The 20,671-nt window shown below is 38.3% G+C and carries 16 protein-coding genes and 1 pseudogene; 1 reads left to right on the forward strand and 16 read right to left on the reverse strand.

The window, feature by feature from the left end; all coding sequences use genetic code 11:
* Window positions 1-141 precede the first annotated feature (141 nt).
* Window positions 142-1,749, reverse strand: a complete 1,608-nt coding sequence (locus GCA01S_RS09385; RefSeq protein ID WP_042409319.1) for a glycoside hydrolase family 43 protein — start codon at window positions 1,747-1,749, stop codon at window positions 142-144.
* An 8-nt stretch (window positions 1,750-1,757) separates the two neighbouring features.
* Here GCA01S_RS09385 and GCA01S_RS19845 point away from each other — a divergent pair.
* Window positions 1,758-1,967: pseudogene (locus GCA01S_RS19845) on the forward strand (hypothetical protein); the annotation flags it as partial.
* 95 nt (window positions 1,968-2,062) lie between these two features.
* On the opposite strand, the gene GCA01S_RS09390 reads toward GCA01S_RS19845, so the two are convergent.
* The 15 genes from GCA01S_RS09390 to GCA01S_RS09460 form a co-directional block, all read right to left on the reverse strand.
* Window positions 2,063-2,713 carry a YesL family protein gene (locus GCA01S_RS09390; RefSeq protein WP_042409321.1) on the reverse strand — a complete coding sequence of 217 codons (651 nt, stop codon included), beginning with the start codon at window positions 2,711-2,713 and terminating at the stop codon, window positions 2,063-2,065.
* Window positions 2,714-2,830: 117 nt separating this feature from the next.
* Window positions 2,831-3,676: an SDR family oxidoreductase gene (locus tag GCA01S_RS09395; protein WP_042409324.1), complete on the reverse strand. Its 846-nt coding sequence runs from the start codon at window positions 3,674-3,676 to the stop codon at window positions 2,831-2,833.
* The gene (gene uxuA, locus GCA01S_RS09400) at window positions 3,677-4,759 is read right to left on the reverse strand and encodes a mannonate dehydratase (protein ID WP_042409327.1); all 1,083 of its coding nucleotides are present in this window, start codon (window positions 4,757-4,759) and stop codon (window positions 3,677-3,679) included.
* Window positions 4,760-4,792: 33 nt separating this feature from the next.
* Window positions 4,793-6,196, reverse strand: a complete 1,404-nt coding sequence (gene uxaC / locus GCA01S_RS09405) for a glucuronate isomerase (protein ID WP_017434263.1) — start codon at window positions 6,194-6,196, stop codon at window positions 4,793-4,795.
* A 56-nt stretch (window positions 6,197-6,252) separates the two neighbouring features.
* Window positions 6,253-6,954, reverse strand: a complete 702-nt coding sequence (locus GCA01S_RS09410) for a GntR family transcriptional regulator (RefSeq protein WP_017434264.1) — start codon at window positions 6,952-6,954, stop codon at window positions 6,253-6,255.
* 193 nt (window positions 6,955-7,147) lie between these two features.
* Window positions 7,148-7,786, reverse strand: coding sequence for a bifunctional 4-hydroxy-2-oxoglutarate aldolase/2-dehydro-3-deoxy-phosphogluconate aldolase (locus tag GCA01S_RS09415; protein ID WP_017434265.1), 639 nt, complete (start codon window positions 7,784-7,786; stop codon window positions 7,148-7,150).
* Window positions 7,787-7,806: 20 nt separating this feature from the next.
* Window positions 7,807-8,757 carry a sugar kinase gene (locus GCA01S_RS09420; protein ID WP_042409329.1) on the reverse strand — a complete coding sequence of 317 codons (951 nt, stop codon included), beginning with the start codon at window positions 8,755-8,757 and terminating at the stop codon, window positions 7,807-7,809.
* Between the two features lie 85 nt (window positions 8,758-8,842).
* Entirely contained in the window at window positions 8,843-10,351 is a 1,509-nt protein-coding gene (locus tag GCA01S_RS09425) for a GH39 family glycosyl hydrolase (RefSeq protein WP_042409331.1), read from the reverse strand.
* 49 nt (window positions 10,352-10,400) lie between these two features.
* Complete coding sequence (locus GCA01S_RS09430) at window positions 10,401-12,482, reverse strand: alpha-glucuronidase family glycosyl hydrolase (protein WP_042409334.1); 2,082 nt, start codon at window positions 12,480-12,482, stop codon at window positions 10,401-10,403.
* 39 nt (window positions 12,483-12,521) lie between these two features.
* On the reverse strand, window positions 12,522-13,412 hold the full coding sequence (locus GCA01S_RS09435) for a carbohydrate ABC transporter permease (protein ID WP_026078372.1): 891 nt from the start codon (window positions 13,410-13,412) through the stop codon (window positions 12,522-12,524).
* Window positions 13,413-13,422: 10 nt separating this feature from the next.
* Window positions 13,423-14,283, reverse strand: a complete 861-nt coding sequence (locus tag GCA01S_RS09440; protein ID WP_375154101.1) for an ABC transporter permease — start codon at window positions 14,281-14,283, stop codon at window positions 13,423-13,425.
* Between the two features lie 281 nt (window positions 14,284-14,564).
* Window positions 14,565-16,214, reverse strand: a complete 1,650-nt coding sequence (locus GCA01S_RS09445; protein ID WP_042409337.1) for an extracellular solute-binding protein — start codon at window positions 16,212-16,214, stop codon at window positions 14,565-14,567.
* A gap of 516 nt (window positions 16,215-16,730) precedes the next feature.
* Window positions 16,731-18,845, reverse strand: a complete 2,115-nt coding sequence (locus GCA01S_RS09450) for a glycoside hydrolase family 52 protein (RefSeq protein ID WP_042409340.1) — start codon at window positions 18,843-18,845, stop codon at window positions 16,731-16,733.
* Between the two features lie 25 nt (window positions 18,846-18,870).
* Window positions 18,871-19,680, reverse strand: a complete 810-nt coding sequence (locus GCA01S_RS09455) for a carbohydrate ABC transporter permease (RefSeq protein ID WP_375781807.1) — start codon at window positions 19,678-19,680, stop codon at window positions 18,871-18,873.
* A gap of 92 nt (window positions 19,681-19,772) precedes the next feature.
* Complete coding sequence (locus GCA01S_RS09460) at window positions 19,773-20,651, reverse strand: carbohydrate ABC transporter permease (RefSeq protein ID WP_042409343.1); 879 nt, start codon at window positions 20,649-20,651, stop codon at window positions 19,773-19,775.
* Window positions 20,652-20,671: the final 20 nt, after the last annotated feature.

The following is a 20,671-nucleotide window of genomic DNA, read 5'->3' on the forward strand; positions in this document are numbered from 1 at the left end:
TCCTCCTCATAATCTTTTAGAACTTAATAGTAGGTGATAAATAAATATAACAGCAATTAGAAATCTTAACAAAATTATAACGTCTTTTACTTTGTTTGTCTATTGTATAAACAAAGTGTTTTGTATAATTTAACAAAGCTATCACAATTCTTTATACAAAAAGTAATCAAAATCAGCATAATTGTTTTGCCCTGAACTATCTCGGCAGTGCATCCCGACAAACGCGCCGGTAAAAGCTGCTCTGCCTCTTACATAATCATCTGATAATTTGTATGAATAAAATCTTATAGGAATTTTTATCCAATTTTCCCCGTCAAATGAATAAGAGTATTGATAAGTAGTCGTCTGTACTTCGACCCGAAGATAGACATATTCTACGTCATCTGGTATAACGATTTCTTCCCCTCGAAGAGGTTGATCAAATGTAAAATTATCACATGTCATTAACTCAAGAATTCTTCCTTTTTCCTCATGCCAAGTAATTTGAAGCGTCGTCCAGTTTTGCGTATTATAGTAATTTACAAGTCCTGCAGATTGCTGAAATGTTGTAGGGCGAAAGGCAACTTTCGTTTCTGCAATAAAGTTAAAGTGCTGCCATCGTCTAGCTACAAAAGCTTGCGTAAACTTCGAGGTTAGCGACTCCCTTCCATATAGCCGCAAATGTCCAGGATTATCTTTTAATGAAGCTATATCCTCTCCTAACGGAATTCGCAACGTCTGGAAATGAGGGTTTAAAACATCGCAGTCAAAATCATCCTTTTCGTCATAATCCTTCTCCCATTTTACTTCTTCCACATTCGGTCCTTCAATTTCTAAAGAAGGCTGATTTCCTCCTACAACATAAGGCCAGCCGTTCTTCCATTCCAGTCTTTGGATTGCTGTTTCACGCCCAAGCGGACAGTAGCCTCGGTGTTCCAGCAATGGTTGATCCTCTTGCGGAAGCGGTCTGCCTGTTAAATGTACTAAAAACCACTCATCCGTATGGGTATGCACAATGGAGGCATGCCCCGCTTTCTGCAGCGGATTACGCGGATATGGCCAGGATGTAATCAATGGGTTCTCTGGATGCACTTCATACGGTCCCCGGAGAGATTTTGACCGCGCAATGGTTGCTGCGTGATTGTATCTTGTACCTCCTTCCGCTGTCAATAAGTAATAGTAGCCATTGATTTTATACAAATGTGGGCCTTCGGTAATTTTCAAATCCGTTCCTTTGAAGATAATCTCCGGTTTCCCAATGAGTTTTTGTTGTTCAACACTATATTCCTGAAGCACAATCCCATAAAAAGAATGGTTGCCGACACGATGATCCCAGCACATGTTAACCAAATATTTTCTTCCATCATCATCGTGAAATAAAGAAGGATCAAAACCTGAACTATTTAAGTAAATAGGGTCAGACCATTCGCCATCAATTGTTTCACAAGTGACAAGATAATTATGGCAATCTTTCCACTGTCCTTCCACTACTTTTACATCTGTATATATAAGCCAAAATTTACCGTCACTGTATGATAGATGGGGTGCCCAAACTCCTCCTGAATCTGGGTTCCCTAACATATTCAGCTGACTCAATCGATTTAATGGTCTTGAAATTAAACGCCAATTTTTTAAATCTTTCGAGTGATAAATCCTCACTCCTGGAAACCATTCGAATGTGGAAACGGCAATATAGTAATCTTCTCCTACACGACATATGGATGGGTCTGGATGAAATCCGGTTAAAATGGGATTTCTTATTCTTACCATATCTGTGTTACCTCCTTTTTCCGAAAACATTTGCAAAAAGATATGAAACTACCTTGACACATATAATCGGGAAGATGGTGATGGTGTTGACAACGCCTGCATTCATCACGAACCATTTTTAGAAGAAAATAAACACCGCTTGGAACTGTTGTTTTGCCCTCCGTACAGTCCAAGGACTGTGGAAGCGGCTTAAATCCGACGTAGTTTATAATGTGTTCTAGTGAAAGAAATTAGAGCCAATGTAATAGTAGTTTATTTGTCCATTCTAGCTAGTTATACAAAAATCACCGTAGTGGAATGCTGTGGTTTTTTGTTAAGCTTTGCTGTTAGAACGATGAATAGCATTTTGCTTCTCCTCAATCTTACGAAATCCTCTTAACGCACACCACATTAAAACAACCGAAACTAAGCTGACACTGAAGAATGGAATAAGTCCAGGTATATAAATAAATAAAACAGTCAGCAAGATGATGCTAAGGAACATGGTCAGTGTCATTAACGGATTCGCCATCCCGATAAAGAAGGAGTATTTTATATACTGCAAGAACCGCAGTTCATAATGAACATAAATAGGAAAGATATATAAAAGCGTGATAGCATAAAAAACTAAAATAACAAATAGAAAAACGGAAAATGCTAGCTGAAACGCTTCTCGGACGTTTGCAATATATAGAAAATCAATATATAAAATATAAGAAACAAGCCCTATAAATAGCCCAATCTTATTGGCCCGCAAAAACTCTTTTTTATATGTGTTAAAAAACGTTTTAAAAATCGGCACATCGTTATCGCTAAAAAGAAGCCATTTTCTTACAACAGTAAACAACGCAACCGTCGCAGGCGCAACGCCTAAAAAAATCGCTCCTACTAATGTAAAGAGTCCCCAAAGTATATTGACATACGCCAATCGGGTGATCCATTCGCATATGCCATATATTCTTCCTTCTAGCCAACCGGAACGCATTTTTAATCCACCTTTTGCAATGACATCTCTCCTACGGAATAGTATATCACAAATATATTTATATTGTTTGAATATTTAAAAATAAACTGAGGAGGATATTCTCCCTGCCCCCTATCCTTAGACGCCAGCATATGCCAAAAATCCTCCATCAACTGGTACAACAATTCCTGTAACAAACCCGCTTGTTTGTTCATCGACAAGCCAGAGCAAAGTTCCTAATAAATCTTCAGGATTCCCTAATCTCTTCATCGGTGTGTGGGATAAAATTTTTCTTGTACGTTCCGTATATGATCCATCTGGATTTTTTAGTAAATTTTCATTTTGTTTCGTTAGAAAAAATCCTGGGGCAATCGCATTGACACGAATTCCGACACTAGCTACATGCACCGCCAGCCATTTTGTGAAATTTTCAATCCCCGCTTTGGCAGCGCTATATGCCGGAACTTTCGTCATTGGCCGCGGTGCGCTCATCGATGAGAGATTGATAATCGTCCCTTTTTTTCCGATCATTCGTTTTAGAAAAATTTGCGTTGGAATGACAGTGCCCACAATATTTAAATCGAGCACGTACTTAAACCCTTCGGTAGTAAGATCAAAAAATGTAGTGATTTCCGTGTGATCCAAATCTTCTTGTTCAAGTATCTCTTTTGTGGTAATCCCTTGTGGATGATTACCGCCGGCCCCATTAATCAATACATCACAGGGGCCGTATTCACGAAATACGATTTCTTCCGCTTTTTTTACACTATCAACATCTAACACATTACATTGAACGGCGATGGCATCGCCGCCTTGCTTGATAATTTCTTCCTTTACTTTCTCCGCTTTTTCCAACGTTCGGTTAAGGATTGCCACTTTCATTCCTTGCCTAGCCAGCTCCTTAGCCATGCAGCTGCACAGCACTCCGCCACCGCCGGTAACCACTGCTACTTTGCCTTTTAGATTTGGATGGATTGGCAGCATTTATACTCTCCCTTTCTTTTGTTTTTCCAGACTATCCCAAATTCCAAGGAGATACATGATACCAAGCGCCCGGTCATATAACCCGTATCCCGGCCGCGCTTTTTCATTCCAAATCATACGTCCATGGTCAGGACGTATATATCCCTGAAAGTTCATATCATGAAGTGCTTTTACAATCTCACATATATCAAGCGAACCATCGCAACTACGGTGGGATGTTTCTTCAAAATCGCCGTTTTCATGTATTTTTATATTTCTCACATGGACAAACGGGACTCTATCCATTTTCAAGAAATATCTGAACATTTCTGGAATATCGTTATTAGGATTAGCACCCAATGACCCTGAACACAATGTGATTCCATTCGATGGGCTATCGACCATCTTTACAATTCTCTCTAAATTTTCCTTATTTGTCACGATTCGCGGCAACCCAAATACCGACCAAGGCGGATCATCGGGATGAATCGCCATTTTAATCCCGCACTCTTCTGCGACAGGGATAATTTGTTCCAAAAAATAACGCAGGTTTTCAAATAAATCGTCTTCTGTAACCCCTTTATATAGAGCAAAAAGGTTTTTGATAGTTTTCAATCTTTCACGTTCCCACCCTGGCAACAAAAAACCGTTTGAGTCACTTTCGATTCTTCTAACCATTTCTTCCGGATCAATATTTTCTATTTTATCTTTCTCATAAGCCAAAACCGTAGAGCCATCGCTTCTTTTTTTCGCTAGATCCGATCTCGTCCAGTCAAAAACAGGCATGAAGTTATAACAAATAACTTTCACACCAGCCTTCGCTAAATTCCGAATAGTTTGTTTATAATTTTCAATATAGCGCTCCCGTGAAGGCAATCCCAGTTTAATATCCTCATGAACATTCACACTCTCAATTACGTCAAGATGGAATCCTTTTTCATTTACCTGTTTTTTCAAATTTAAAATATCTTCAAGCGGCCAAACTTCTCCCACAGGGATATGATATAATGCTCCTACAATTCCCTCCACCCCGGGAATTTGCCTAACCTCATCCAACGAAACAGTATCATTGTCCTTGCCGAACCACCGAAATGTCATTTTCATCGCTTTGCACTCCCTTGATTCATTGAAGGAAATTTACCGAATGTTAAAGTAATTTTTGGCATTAAAATAACAAATATCTTGAACAATTTTTCCTAAAAAAGGATAATCAGGCGGAACTTCTCCATTTTCCACCCACGTTCCTATTAAATTGCATAGTATTCTTCGAAAATATTCATGCCGTACATAGGACAAAAAACTTCTTGAGTCAGTCAGCATGCCTATAAAACTACTTAAAAGTCCTACATTGGCTAAGTCCTTCATGTGTGATAAAATTCCGTCTTTATGGTCGTTGAACCACCAGGCTGCTCCAAACTGTATTTTCCCTTTAATTCCTTCGCCCTGGAAATTGCCAACAGTCGATGCAATAACGTAATTATATGCAGGATTTAAAGTATAAATAATAATTTTAGGCAGCTTATTTTCTTTTTCTAACGCATTTAAAAAAGAATTCAGCGGCTTTGCCAATATAAAATCGTTAATAGAATCATACCCGGTATTTGCGCCTAACTGTTGGAACTTTCTTGTATTTGTATTTCTTATTGAACCAATATGCAGTTGCATTGCCCAATCTAATGAATGATAAAGTTGTCCTAAAAAACGCAATGTAAACGTTTTATATTTATCTTCTTCTGCTTTCGTTACAATAAAACCATCTTTTCGCTTTTGGAAAATAGCGGACACTTCTTTTAAATCGCTTTCTTCATATGGCATATACTCGAGCCCGTGGTCAGAAATTCTACATCCCATTTCGTGGAAATAGTTTACTCTGTTTCTAATTGCCTCTAACATTTGTTCATAATTAGTTATTTCGATATTCGTAATTTTCCCTAACTCTCCTATATATTTTGAAAAAGAATGATGATTAATTTCTAATAATGGATCCGGCCGAAAAGTGGGCAGTACCTTTGTTTTGATATCTTGGTTACTTTGAATAACTTTATGGTACTCTAAACTATCTAATGGATCATCCGTTGTTCCTATCATTTCTACATTCGATTTAGAAATGATGCTACGGGCTGAAAAATCCTCTTGCTGCAATATTTCATTACAATGATTCCATATCTCCCTGCATGTTTTTTCATTCAAAATTGTATCCATATGAAAATAGCGCTTTAATTCTAAATGAGTCCAATGATATAGGGGATTTCCAATGCAATAAGGTACTGCTTTAGCCCATGCTTCGAATTTTTCATAATCACTTGCGTCCCCTGTTATATATTTCTCTTCAATCCCCAGCATCCTCATTGCACGCCATTTATAATGATCGCCGTCTAGCCACAACTCGGTTAAGTTTTTAAATCGTTTATCTTCCGCGATTTCCCTCGGACTTAAATGACAATGGTAGTCAATAATTGGCATATGTTTCGCATATTCATGATAAAGAATCTTCGCAGATTTATTCTTCAGTAAAAAATCTTCGTGTATAAATGTCTGCACGCAGCTCCCCCCTTTTTCATTTAAAATCTATACATTACCCCCTAAACAGGGCGAATTCAAACAAAATAATGCGGATATTGTTTCTTTAGTACGTCCTTTTCAATTACCACTAGCCTTAAATGTTCCTCCATCACTTTTCGTGCTTTTTCCGCTTCCTTATTAGCAATTAGTTGATAAATTTGCTTATGATGAGAGATGATAATATCCCAGTCTAAATCGGAAAATAATCGAAGCACGCGCAGGCGGTTAAAATGACTATTTAGGTGCTGGACCATTTTCCATGACCGAGACATCCTGCAACCATCAAAAATAATCTTGTGAAATTCCTCGTCCAGCTCGAAAAGTGCTAAATAGTTGCTCTTTTCCACACATAATTCCTGCATGGCAATATTTTTTTCTAATTGAAATAAATATTCCTCAGTAAATTTTTCACATGCCAACGCCACTACTTCTTTCTCAATGATCTCTCTAATAAATCTGCCTTCTTCTACATGTTCTAAATTAATCCGCGATACGATGGTACCACTTTGAGGAATAATATCTAACAATTCTTCTTGGGCTAATTTTAAGAAAGCTTCACGAACAGGGGTTCTGCTAACATGAAGATTTTCGGCAATTTCCTTTTCAGAAATTTTTGTACCTGGCTCAAGCTCTAATCGCAAAATTTTCTCCTTTAACAAATGATACAGTTGATCTCTCGTTGATCCTCTTGTAGAGCCCTTTATTTGTTGGCTTTCTTGGAATGTAAACATTACCATTGAATTCTCCCTTTCGTTTTATCTCACTATACTAGTATGGTAGTATTATTCGAAAAATAAACATTTCTCTTTAAAGATAGAAATTCGTTTCCATTTTAGCTAAGAAAATATTTCCTGTCAATTGCACAATATATTTATACATTCAGCAATACTGTTGTTGTTAAAAATATTTTGTTTACGTTCAAAAACGTCGTTATTTTGCTCTTGCTTTTTTTACCGCAGCTACTAATAAGGAAGCATTACGGGTTATTTCCAACAGGTATGAATCAGTGAGGTTCTTTTTTACGTTGACTAATGAACTTCCTATCCCTACCGCCTCCACACCTGCTCTTATATAATCTTCTATGTTTTCTATATTTATTCCCCCTGTCGCAATTAACGGTATTTGCGGCAAAGGATCTTTCATGCTTTTAATGTAGCTAGGTCCGAATATACTAATAGGAAATACTTTTACAAAATCAGCTCCACTTTCAAAAGCGGTAACGATTTCAGTAGGTGTTAATCCTCCTGCTATACTTACTGCCCCATACCGCTTTGTCATTTGAATCGTCTCTATGTTCATGGAAGGAGAAACAATAAACTTGGCTCCGGATAAAATCGCTAATCGTGCCGTTTCCCCGTCTAATACCGTGCCAGCACCTACCAATACACCCTCTAGCTCGTTTGCCGCTTTTTCAAGCGCTGCCAGCGCTCCTGGAGTTTCCACTGTGATTTCAATGATATTCATTCCACCTTTTTTTAACGCGTGCGCAACGGGGATGATATTCTCAACGGTTGCCCCTCTAATGACAGGAATAATCCCCGTTTCTTTGATAGTAATAATATGATCCATGCTTTTTACCCCCCACTTTATTATCGAATAACATCCTCATTATTTTTCGCTATTAGTTTTTCAATCTCATCACGTTCAGGCAGACCATCAACATCGCCGTAAACCATTGTAACCAGCGCGCCTACAGCATTAGCTCTTTCCACAGCATGATATATGCTTAATCCGTCTAGCAGTCCCGAAATAAATCCAGCAGCAAACCCATCACCTGCTCCAACCGGATCGATAACTTGTTCAACCGGAAATCCAGGAACCCATTTATCTTCCTTACCTGTAAAATAATGTGCACCTTTCTCCCCTAGTTTCAGTACTACTAGGGAAGCCCCATGTTCGAGAAATAATTGCCCTAATTTTTCAGGAGGATGGTTGCCAAATAAAAAGGTTGCTTCTACCATCCCCGGAAGTACAATATCTACTTGTGATGCGATATGGAGAAGCGTTTCCCTAGCAATCTCTTCCTTCCAAAGTTTGAGTCGCAAGTTAGGATCGAATACAATTTTCACCCCATTATCGCGCGCTATTTTTATTGCGGCTAAAATAGCTTCCCGACAACTAGCGCTTAGAGCAGGGGTAATGCCTGTAATATGTAAATATTTTGCACTTGCGATATACTCTTCGTCCAAATCAGCCGGTGATAATAGGCTTGCTGCAGAGCCTTTGCGATAATAGTAAACCCTAATGTCATTTTGCCTTCTCATTTCCTTAAAATAAATGCCTGTTGGTGCTTCTTCATCAATCTTTGCCTTGCTTATATCAACGCCTTCTCCCTTTAAAAAAGCGAGAATCGCCTTTCCAAATTCATCATTTCCGACTCTGCTAATCCAACCGGCACGATGTCCTAACCTTGCAAGACCAACTGCAACATTAGACTCAGCACCACCGATCTTTTTCGTAAAATGGGTTGCGTATCTCATTAATCCATTGCTAGTAGGAGTAAAAACTACCATGGATTCTCCTATTGTAACAACATCCATCTTAAACCTCCACTTTTCATATTAATGTCATATTGGTGAAGGGAAATCTATCCAAACTAAGACTTCCCTGTATTTGCGCTTAACATTATGAGTACGATGTAATGAAGCTGTCATCTAATCCAACATAGGTATATGTTTCATCTTTCACCGGTTCTACTTCGATAAGCGTCACTTCGTTTTTTGTTAACCTTACTTGCAACCTTAAAATATTATTTTCTGTCCGCATTCGGCATGTAGTCACCTTAGGCTGTGCTACCTGGCGAAGTGTCTCTACAGCTTTTTTATTTGGAAACCGCGGTCTCCCCATTTGTTTCCATACAGCCCATGGGTTACCGTTATCCTCATCTACTGTTTGCCGCTTCACAAAAACATCTTCAAACGGAATCGGTATTTCAATTTCTAAATCTTTTGTAAAATCATTTCCTTTCTCCATAACTAAGTTCCAGGCAACCATCGCAATAGAACCATCTTCTCTTCTAGTCACAATTATTTCCTCATCACGATAAAGCCGTTCATTACCTAAAGCATTAAAAAATGTAAACAAATAGAAAGTTGGTTTGGGGATCGAATTAAGGGCAACTAGACCAAATCCGCCGTGAAATTGTGCCTTCGGAACATCCATTTCTTCAAATACATCGCTAAATGTCCAATAAGAGAAAGAATCAACATAATCCCCGCCTTCACTCAAAATACGGGCTATATATGCCGCGTTTAAAACGGTATCGTGAACCGGGTTGATCGGACTGTAGGATGTATTATACTCCGTAATATGAAAAGGCAGGTGCGGGAACGGTGATTGATCAATCAGCTCACGAACTGTTTTAAATTGTTGTAACATATCTTCCGGAGCTTCTAATTCTTGATAATAATACTCAAATGTCTTTTTATGCGGCGCCTTTGATGTATAAGCATGTCTGCTTACAAAGTCGACCGGTACATTTTCGTCGGCGCAAAAGTTAAGAAAATCAACAATCCATTCATGGCTTCCCCCACATATTGCCGGCCCTCCAACTTGAATATCAGGATGAACACTTTTCACTGCAGCCGCCGTAACTTTATATAGCTTAAAATATTCTTGTTTATCAGCATCTTTCCAGAAATTCACTAAGTTTGGTTCATTCCAGACTTCAAAAGGCCATCTCAGCACTTCTTCTATACCATAACGCTCCACAAAATGAGAGACTACCGCTACGATTAAGTCATACCATTTGTTGTAGTCCTTAGGAGGCGTAACGTTTCCTTTCCAATAAAATACAGTTTGATCTCCAGACGCTAAGGCGCTTGGCATAAACCCAAGCTCGACAAACGGACGGATTCCTAGATCTAAATAGGAATCAATAATTCTGTCAATATAAGTAAAATTATAAAAAGGTTTTGTTTCTCCATCGATTTCCACTTCACGATAAATGCCTACATCATCAGAAAGCAAACCGTGTCCGCGGATATATTGAAATCCTATTTTTTCTTGAACCAATTTCAGATGATCTAAATATTCTTTCTGCAATGCAAGCCCCAATCTTCCTGTGCCGACACAGAATTTCCAATTCTTCTTAAACAATTTTGGTTCATCATCACGAACTTTTATTTTTTTCATGACAATGATTCACTTCCTTTATGAGGATATGTTGAATAAATCCGTCTCATCATTTATAAATAGTGCGATTATATTTATCCCCAATTCCTGATTTGCGATAAAAATACGTATTAATCACATCCCGCCATTCTTTTGCATGTTCTACTTGAATATTTAAACGCTCCAAAACATCACGATATCTTTTTTCATCTATTTTACCTTTTAATCTTTTCCATCTTTCTCTTAACTGTTTCGCTTGCTCCACACCTTCAAAATGAGTATTGTATATATGCTGAATAACGGTTTCGCCGGATTTTAGGCGATGTGTATAAGGGACGTGATGGAAAAATAGAAGTAATTCATCTGGACAAGATTCAATGGATTCGTACATCTCAGCGTTTTCAGGAAAATATTGAGCTGTAAAACCTGTCCCAGTTCTTACTGTTCTATCTACTCCGATTCCGTAACGGTCCGCATAATGATATGTTCCCCACGGAGAATACTCATACCCATCTACATTAGGACCGTAGTGATGCCCTGGATTCACCATCCACCCTACTCCAAGTGGAGCTGTATAGTTTTCATAAATTCTCCAAGAGTCTAAAAGCATCTGGCTAACCTGTTCAACAACCTCCGGGTCATCCCCAAATGTAAGCAGCACCCATTCATTCGTTATTTCCTCCGCTGAAAGGTCTGGATTCCAAGCTAAGCGCCCGTATCCATATAAGTTAGCTTGCGCCAATGTATGCCCCGTCCAGTTCGGATCATCGCCTATATTAGAAACAGCTGCGATCCCGCTATACTGATAATCGTATAAAGAACCATCTACTACCTTTTTCACTTGTGAGCCTTTCCCTTTTGCATACGTATCAAATTCCAATACTTCTTTCCACTGTGGAATTAAATAGCATAAATGTTTTTGCTGCCCTGTATATTCTTGCGTGATTTGAAACTCCATCATTTGATTCGTTTTTGGCATCGCACCAAATAAAGGGGACACAGGCTCCCTTACCTGAAAGTCCATCGGGCCATTTTTAATTTGCAAAACGACATTGTTATGAAATTGACCATCTAATGGCTTGAAATGATCATAAGCCGCTTTCGCTCTGTCGGTCGAACGATCCCGCCAATCTTGTTGACAATTGTAGACAAAACATCTCCAAATCACGATTCCCCCAAATGGCTGTAGCGCCTTGGCAAGCATATTTGCTCCCTCGGCATGGTTTCTATTATACGTAAATGGTCCAGGCCGAAATTCGGAGTCTGCTTTCACCAAGAAACCGCCAAAGTCCGGAATATGCTGATAAATGCGTTCAACTGTACTTTTCCACCACTGCTGTACACTAGAATCCAGCGGATCAGCCGTTGATAATCCTCCAATTTGGATCGGACTTGCATAGTTGATACTTAAAAACGTCTGTATACCGTAAGCTCTAAAAATATCTGCAATTTTTGCAACATCCGATAAAAATTCCTCTGTGATCAATTTCGTTTCTGCTTCGTGGACATTCACGTTATTAATAACAACCCCATTAATTCCTACCGAAGAAAGCAACCGTGCATAATCTTTGATACGGTTCCCATTTTTTATAAACTGATAGTCTTTAAAGAAAATAGAGCGTCCCGCATATCCACGTTCAATACTTCCATCCATATTGTCCCAATGGTTAATCATGCGCAATTGATTTTTCGGATTTTCAAAAATAGATAAATGATCAATATCTTTTTTCATCTGCAATAATCGAAGAAAATGGAATACAGCATACAAAACACCTTTATCCGTTTTTCCCACTAAATAAATAGATAATTCCCCGTTAAAGGATATAGACTGAATAGTATATCCTTCCTTGTTCATTTGCCGAAACTCTCTTAAACTTGAAAATCGATGTTTTACCTCTTCATCATCTATAGTACCTAATAGAATAAATCCACTTTTTTCGACGCTCTTTACTACTTTCGGTTGAATGCCCAAAATAGACGATATGCCTCTCGAAAGTTCCTCAACAGCCGAATGAAAAACAGGCGATGCTCCTTTAACAACAATATTTGAAAATAAGGAAAGGTTTTGATAGTATCCTTCTACTTTCTCATATCTTAGCCAACAAGGTTCGTATTGTTCCCCTTCCTGCAACACTATCCCATTTCCTTCCATATATAATGCCTCCTGTTAATTCAAAATATAAGGATCTTTTTATTCTTTTTCTGCTCCCAAAACGATTCCTTTTACAAAAAATTTCTGAACAAATGGATATACAATAAGCATAGGCAATGCAGCGATAAAAATTTGCGCCGATTTTACAGTCCGCTCTGATAAGTTTTTCAATGTTTCTGCATCGACACTCATTTTGCTAAAATCTTGCTGCACAATAATCGTCTGCAAGAATGTAGATAGCGGATAGTGCTTTACATTAGACATATAAATCATACCGTCAAACCATGAGTTCCAATGAAACACCATGGTAAACAGAGAAATTGTAGCGATAGCTGGCACGGAAATTGGTAAATATATTCTCCAAAATATGGTGAAATGATTAGCTCCATCGATAATAGCAGCTTCTTCTAGTGATTTTGGTACGGAAGTTCTAAAAAAGTTGACAAGCAATATCAAATTAAAGGAACTTATTGCCGAGGGCAACACTAATGCCCAAATCGTGTCGGTTAGCCCTAGCTTTGTTACAACCATATAGGTTGGCACTAGTCCTCCGTGGAATAACATGGTGAAAACGAAAAACCACATATAAATTTTTCTACCTTTAAAAGCATGATCACTCTTTGATAAAGAATAGGCGGCACATAACATACATGCCATGGATATAGATGTTCCCAATACAACCCGGAGAAGCGAATTCAATAATGCACGTACAAAATTTTCGTTTCCAATCGTCTTTTTATATGCATCTAGCGTAAAATCAACAGGCCACAAACCAACAATGTTAGCTGTTGCTGCCGCGCTTCCGCTAAAAGAAACAGCCAAGATATGAATGAGCGGCAGTATACATAGCAATGCTGATAATGCTAGAATAAAATAATTGAATATAATAAATATTTTATATGACAAACTTTTCTGGTAATGGTACATGATCCTCCCCCGCTTAGAATACTTTGTAGTTTGCGTATTTATACGCTAAACGGTATCCTGCAACAACTAGAATAAAGCTAATAATCGATTTGAATAAACCAACAGCTGTACCGTAACTAAAGTCTCCGTTTAAAAGTCCGACACGATAAACATACGTATCAATAATATCCCCCGTTTTATATACAAGCGGATTATAAAGGTTTAAAATTTGGTCAAACCCTGCGTTTAAAATGTTTCCTAATGATAATGTACCAACTACAATAATGATAGGAAGCATGGACGGCAATGTAACATAAACAGTTTGTTGCCACCGGTTAGCACCATCGACAATTGCTGCTTCATATAACGTTGGATTGATGGAGGTAATAGCAGCAAGAAAGACAATCGTATTAAAACCGCATTCTTTCCAAACATCCGTGATGACAACAACCGTACGGAACCAATCGTTATCTCCGAGAAAGAAAATCGGTTTAATATTAAACAACGAAACTAATACACGGTTAACAATTCCTCCTTCTGGAGAAAGCATATCAATTAAAATACCTCCTAATATAACCCAAGATAAAAAGTGGGGCAAATAAACAATCGTTTGCACAGTTCTTTTAAATTTCATGATATAAACCTCATTTAACAATAAGGCAAACGCTAAAGGAACAACAATGTTAAAAACAATCTTTAGCGATGAAATGATTAAGGTATTCCAAATTACTTGTCTAGCATCCTCATATTCAAACATCGTTTTAAAATGATCTAGTCCCACCCAAGGGGAGTGAAGAAAACCTAACCAAGGCTCATAATCTTGAAATGCCATTACAAGACCGAACAAAGGAATGTACTGAAAAATAAAAACAATGATTACGGCTGGCAGTAACATTGCATGTAACTGCCATGTATTTCTCAAATTCCAACCATTCTTTTTTAATTTTTTCTTTTTGTTTATAACCGTTTGGCTTTCTAAATGCGTTTGCGTCTGCAAATCCCTTCTCCTCCTTTTCTTAAGTAACGAGGGACCACGAAACCATGTGATGTAAACTTTTATCGTCCAACTATATCCATTGCTAACAAAATATCAATTATAAGAGCAATAAGTTATGGTAAAGAACGGCGCGAACATACGCAAAATTCCAAATAAGTTCGCACCGTTCAAAAGTATTTTTACTTGTTCCCCTTCACTGATTTATACCATTCATTGACTTCCTTCGTAATGTCATCGCCGCCGGATTTTCTCCATTTTTTAACGAATTTGTCAAATTCATCAAGAGGCGCTCTTCCATAGATGATATTTGCAAATGTTTCTCTTTCCATTTTTGTGAGGAATTCTCCTCTTTTTTGCATTGTTTTCGTAGGAGGGCCATTGAACTCGTTTTCAATTCGGTATTGATTTTGTTGATTCACAATAGTGGCCGCTTTCATATATGGCTCACCTTGTGCTACGATCTTCGTATACTCGTATGCATTTTTTGGTTGTCGTTTTGTAGTGTATAGCTCTTCTGCAAGGTTATAAAGCATATAAGGAATCGTAGGAATATCGGTTGTCAAGAAATATTTTCCTGGATCTATTGCTCCGCCTGGAATTTGTTTCGGGTCATATACAGGCTTTCCATCCTTCATAACATAGTCGTATCCTTCAAACAATCCATATTTGAAATATTTAGAATCGTTGAATATATAACTGTAGATTGCATCCCAGTATTCGAAAAATTTATCCATATGTTTAAAGTTTTTATTAAATAGAAACATTCCTACAGTTAGTCCCTCACCGCGGCGTCCTATTTTTCCATCTGGCCCGCTTGGCAGAGGGTAAGGTTCTACAACTGCTCCTGGATTATTTTTAATTGCGTCAGATACTGGCCAACCTGCTGCCCATGGCGGTGCCGATAAAATTCCTGATTTCCCGGCAACAAAACTTTTGATAGCTGTTTGTTCATCTAAAATTCCTACTTCTTTATCCAAATATCCTTTCTCATACCATTCATGTAGCTTGGCTAACCCTTTTTTAATAGACGGCTGAACCGATCCGTATACTAAGGAGCCATCTTTTCCTTTTGACCAAGAACCGGGTACATAATCGCCATATGCTCCAAAAATAAAACTTCCATCTGCAAGCCAAGTAGCTAAACCATTTTTGCTGGCAAGTGTTAACCCAATGGTGTCTTTTTTACCGTTTCCGTCCGGGTCTTGGTTTACAAAAGCATCCATAATTTTTTCAAGATCTTCGATTGTTTTTGGGGGCTGTAACCCTAATTTGTCCAACCAGTCCTTACGAATCCATAACAATGAATCCGATCCGTTTCCTCCCGAGAAACGAGGGATACCATATCGTTTGCCATTTACGGTTGCCGGATAAAACGCTTCAGGAAATTTATTAAATATTTCTTTCAATCTTGGTGAAGCATACTTTTCAATCGCCTCATCTACCGGCATAACTTTTCCTGAACGGATTAGGTCATTAATTAACAAACCATCCGCTACCATAAAAACATCTGGAAGTTCTTGACCAGATGAAAGCGCTAAACGAATTTTGTTATAATATTGCTCATCGTTTGGCGCTGTCCATAACGTCTTGAATTTAATACCGAGCTCTTTTTCAGCCCATCTTGTAACAGGGTTGTTATTCACATCTTCTCCTTTTCTAAATTTCGTATCGTCTTTTAGAGTCCGGATTGTCGTAATCGTCACTAGCTGTTTTCCACCATCCGATTTAGTTGAACTATTTGACGAAGCCGGTTCTTTGTCGGTGCAACCTGCTAGCATTCCGACAGTCATAACCGCAGCTGCCACTGAAGCAAACAGCTTTTTTAACACCTCTTCTCCCTCCAATCGTTTTCAATGAAATGCCCTCTGTTACAAATGAGCTATCAAAACTGCCGATACTTCACGAAGAAAAATTTCCCTCCCCCGTTTATCCCCCCTTTCACGCAATCCATTCGTGATTACAGAAACATAAGGATCTCTCTCCTTAAGGTTCTATCCGTAAACGGTTTCAAAATGTGTTAGCCTTAGCAACTTGCTATTTTCGTATGGCAGCTATGGTAAATAGCTCCCATTTATTGGCTCTTAACTTCTCCATGAACCAATATGTTTATTAGTAACACTAGTATACTAGTTCTAAATTGATTATAAACAAATGCTTGTATTCATTCAATGCCTTTCAGAATTTTTTAACTAATAAATTTTAAAAAGAGGAACCCGCCATCATCATCCAAGACGATGGCGGCATTGTTTGATCTTTACAATTTTCCAAAAGGATAGTTAGGGTGATGGAACTCATCAAAAACAAACAGCCAATTCTTCTTTCCTTACTTTTTTATCCCCATATTTTTACTCTTTTTCTTCAAGCCATAGAATGCTTGTCACCCCACGAGGATAATACTTGCTTCCACTAATCTCTCCGGCAATAATTTGGTCACTCCAACTCCAAACGGAAAGGGTTGGATGTGTCAACCAGGCTACATGTGCCGCATCTGCTTTCGCACCTGCTTCATCCCATTTCCATCTTAAAATGTGTCGGGCAATAAACTGACACAAGTATACTTTGCTTAGCCATGAGTTATTGCTTGTAGACGAAATTTTCCATCCTCCATCTGGAAATAGGCAGATTCCTTCCTTTAATACGTACTCCAAGTGTTTTCGTAAAGCTTGAATATATTCACCAAAGCGTCCATTTGGATCTAATGCTTCACGGCAATTTGTAAAGTATGGGAACGCTAATCCTTCGATCGCTGGAACAATCTTTGAATCATTCCCTTCTCCCATAACGGCTGGAATATATCCTTGTTCTGTCACGTGACTAACAATCGTAGCTGCACATTTTTCCGCTTGTTCCCCTGCTAAAGCGGCCAACGTTTCCTTTCCAGTATCCAGGAATATTTTTTCAAGCGCTACATACGCTGCCCAACATTTTCCTGCCAAATACAAATTATTTCGCGCTTGTCCTAGGGAGATATCTAGACTGTCATAGGTTGTAATCTCTGCTCCACCCATCGTACGCGTACTGTCTAAGCCCATCACCCCATTTCGTTTTTCCGGATCTGGATGATCCCGATTTACCATACTTTCCAAACACTGTTCTAAAATTGGCAGTTTTTCTTGCCTCCAAGCCCAATCTTTTGTTTGTTCTATATATACAGCTGCACACAGTACCCAGTTAACTAATTGTTCATGCGTCATATGTGAGAAGCAACCATCGATCCCATAAAGCTCATATGCCGAATAATGAGGGCGGGAAAATGTATTTGCTACCCCCATATCATGTGTAAAACTGATACCTCCTGGATACTCTTTTTCCTCTCCTGGGAAACGAACTCGATCGTAATAGCTGTATCTTTCTACATACAAATCTAAGACATTTTTAACAGTCCATGGGTTCATTTTTAACTCGAAGAACAACTGATCTACTGTTAAATCAAACGTATTCATCATGCGGTATTCGCCTTCATTCACTACCCAGATTGGCTTTCCATCATGTTCTAACAACTGGGTGTTGCCGTAATAACTGCGAATTGCATGAGCCATCATAAATTTTTGATCATCAGATAACCAGTCTTTCTCTATCAACTGATTTGATTGAAAAGAGCGCTCTTTCAACGCTTCGATGTGATTCAAAGCATATTTTCCCACCTCTTCAATGTTTTTAAAGAAACGGGTATAAAAATAAGATGTGTCCAATCCAGCAGTTACGTATCCGGAACGGTAAAAACATACTGCAAACTGATATGTTCTCGTCGTCCCGGCTGGTGTATCCATAATTAATGCCCCAACTTTTCCCAATCCAAAGGTCCAATTTTCCTCCAACGGATTCGTTAAAATATCTTCCAAGCTAAAATGCAGTGTCGAACGTACATCGTTTTGATTCGATACAATAGCCGTTATGCGGCCTTGTCCAACCCCACGCAATTGTGGACACGTATCATCAATTCGTCTCATTGATGTATAAGGATCGTTCCCTTCAAATCCAAAAAATGCGCGTCTTGGCGATGTTCCTCTCGTATTGTCAACAGTGAGTTCAACAACCACCGCAGGAACTAAAGCAAACTTTAAATCTTCTTCTTTTGCTGTGTCAGGATCCGGAACAGATTTCATAGGAGAATAAATGGTAAACGTAAGATCTCCCGCTTTCCACGTGTCGGTAGAAACATGAAATTCCCGTTGGATCATTTCCTTAGGAAATGGAACAAGAATTTGTGGTTTCTGTGGATTTGGATCTGGATTTTCAATATCATATCTTTTACTCTCATCATCACCGGACTCAAAAAACGGCAGTACCTCATACATACCTGGCTGATCCAATGAGGCAACACCTATATATACATTTTGCCGAGGCGGACGTCCCAACTCGAGATCCAACCCTCCGCTTTTTCCTGGAAATCCAAGCGTGAAGCTGGCAAACGCCCCTACTGGTGAGTGATGGGCGTTAAAAAACATGTTTTTTGGCATGTCTATACTTCTCCTTTCTAACTAATTATCCTTTAATTGCTCCAGCCGTAATTCCTTCTACAATTCGGTCGCTGAGGAAAAAGAATGCTAGTAGAATTGGCAAAATACTAATCATCAACGTTGCACCAATTGCTCCCCAATCTGTCGTATATTGTCCAATAAAGTTTTGGATCCCTACCGTAAGGGTTTTATATTGATCTGAACTAATAAATGTGTTTACAAAAACGAATTCGTTCCAGTTATAAATCATATTAATAATCGCCGTCGTTACGATGACAGGAGAAGTCATCGGTAAAATGATTTGGAAAAACATCCGATGAACAGAACACCCATCCATAATTGCGGATTCTTCTAACTCACGCGGCAATGAGTAATAAAACCCAAGCAAAACCATTATAGTAAGTGGCAGGTTAAATCCGATATTCGTTAAAATAACAGATAATGGATGGTCTACTAATTTCATTTTCATAAAAAAGCTAAACAATGGAATCAGTGTTGAATGAACTGGAATCATCAACCCGACCATAAACAATCCCAATACAACATGTTTTAATTTCCAATGCATACGCGTAATAGCGAAAGTAGCGAAACTGGCTAATAATACTGTGAAAATGACCGATAACGTAGTGATCCAGACGCTATTAAAAAAATAACGTCCTATATTTCCTTCCACCCATACTTTTACATAGTTTTCCCATCTAGGCGGAGATGGCAATGCAAAAAGTGGCGTATTAAATACTTCTTGGTTATTCTTCAGAGAAAAGAACAATAGCCAAATTAGAGGAAGTATTTGAAAAACAGCTAGAATAATTAGCACTGTATAGAAAATGAACATGCCTATCTTCTTTCCGATTTGACCAGGCAGCAATGAAATAACCGGCTTTTCGGTCACTGTTGCTCGCTCCATCTTTGTCCCCTCCTTTGCGGTTAATATTGTACTTCTTCACTAGAATTAGTAAGTTTTCGAATAAGCCATGTAACAATCATACAAATGAATAATAGAGAAAAGGCGACCGTGCTTCCGTACCCAAAATTAAAACTGCGAAACGCTTTATGATACATATAGGAGGCCATTACTTCACTTGCGCCGTTCGGCCCCCCGTCTGTCATTACATAAATAAGATCGAAATATTTCAAAGAACCTACAACGGCTAACACAATGGTTACTTTAATAACCCCTGAAATTAAAGGAACTTTAATTTTATAAGCCAATTGCAAAGGATTTGCTCCATCGATAATCGCTGCTTCTATAATAGAAGGCGGGATACTTTTTAAAGCTGCATAGTAAATCAAAATATAAAACCCTGCATACTGCCATATAATCGGGATAAAGATCGCATATAGTACAATCGAAGGATCTGCCAACCAGTTAGGAGGATTTTCTATTCCTAAAAAGGAGAGAAAATAATTAAGCATGCCATTAGATGGATGGTAAATTCTCAGCCAAAGTTGACCAATAGCAACAGAAGACAACAACATCGGTATTAAGTAAATTTTTCTTAATAAATTTGCGCCTTTGACTTTCCCAGAGAGTACAAGTGATACCGCTAAATAACCTAACAAACTAATAACAGAAAAGACTGCTAGTAAGAATGAATGATAGACACTTTTCCAAAACATTCCATCTTTTATCAGTTCTTTATAATTATCCAAACCAATAAACTTCATCTGTCCGATACCGTCCCATTGGGTTAAGCTATAATATCCTGTCATGATGATCGGAATATAAATTAATGCTACAATCAATAACAAAGGTGGAAGTATATATAAAGCAATGACTTTTTTATCAGACATCATGTTATTCATGACGTCTTCCCTCCTTTACT

Source organism: Parageobacillus caldoxylosilyticus NBRC 107762 (assembly GCF_000632715.1).
GTDB classification, from domain to species: Bacteria; Bacillota; Bacilli; order Bacillales; family Anoxybacillaceae; genus Saccharococcus; species Saccharococcus caldoxylosilyticus.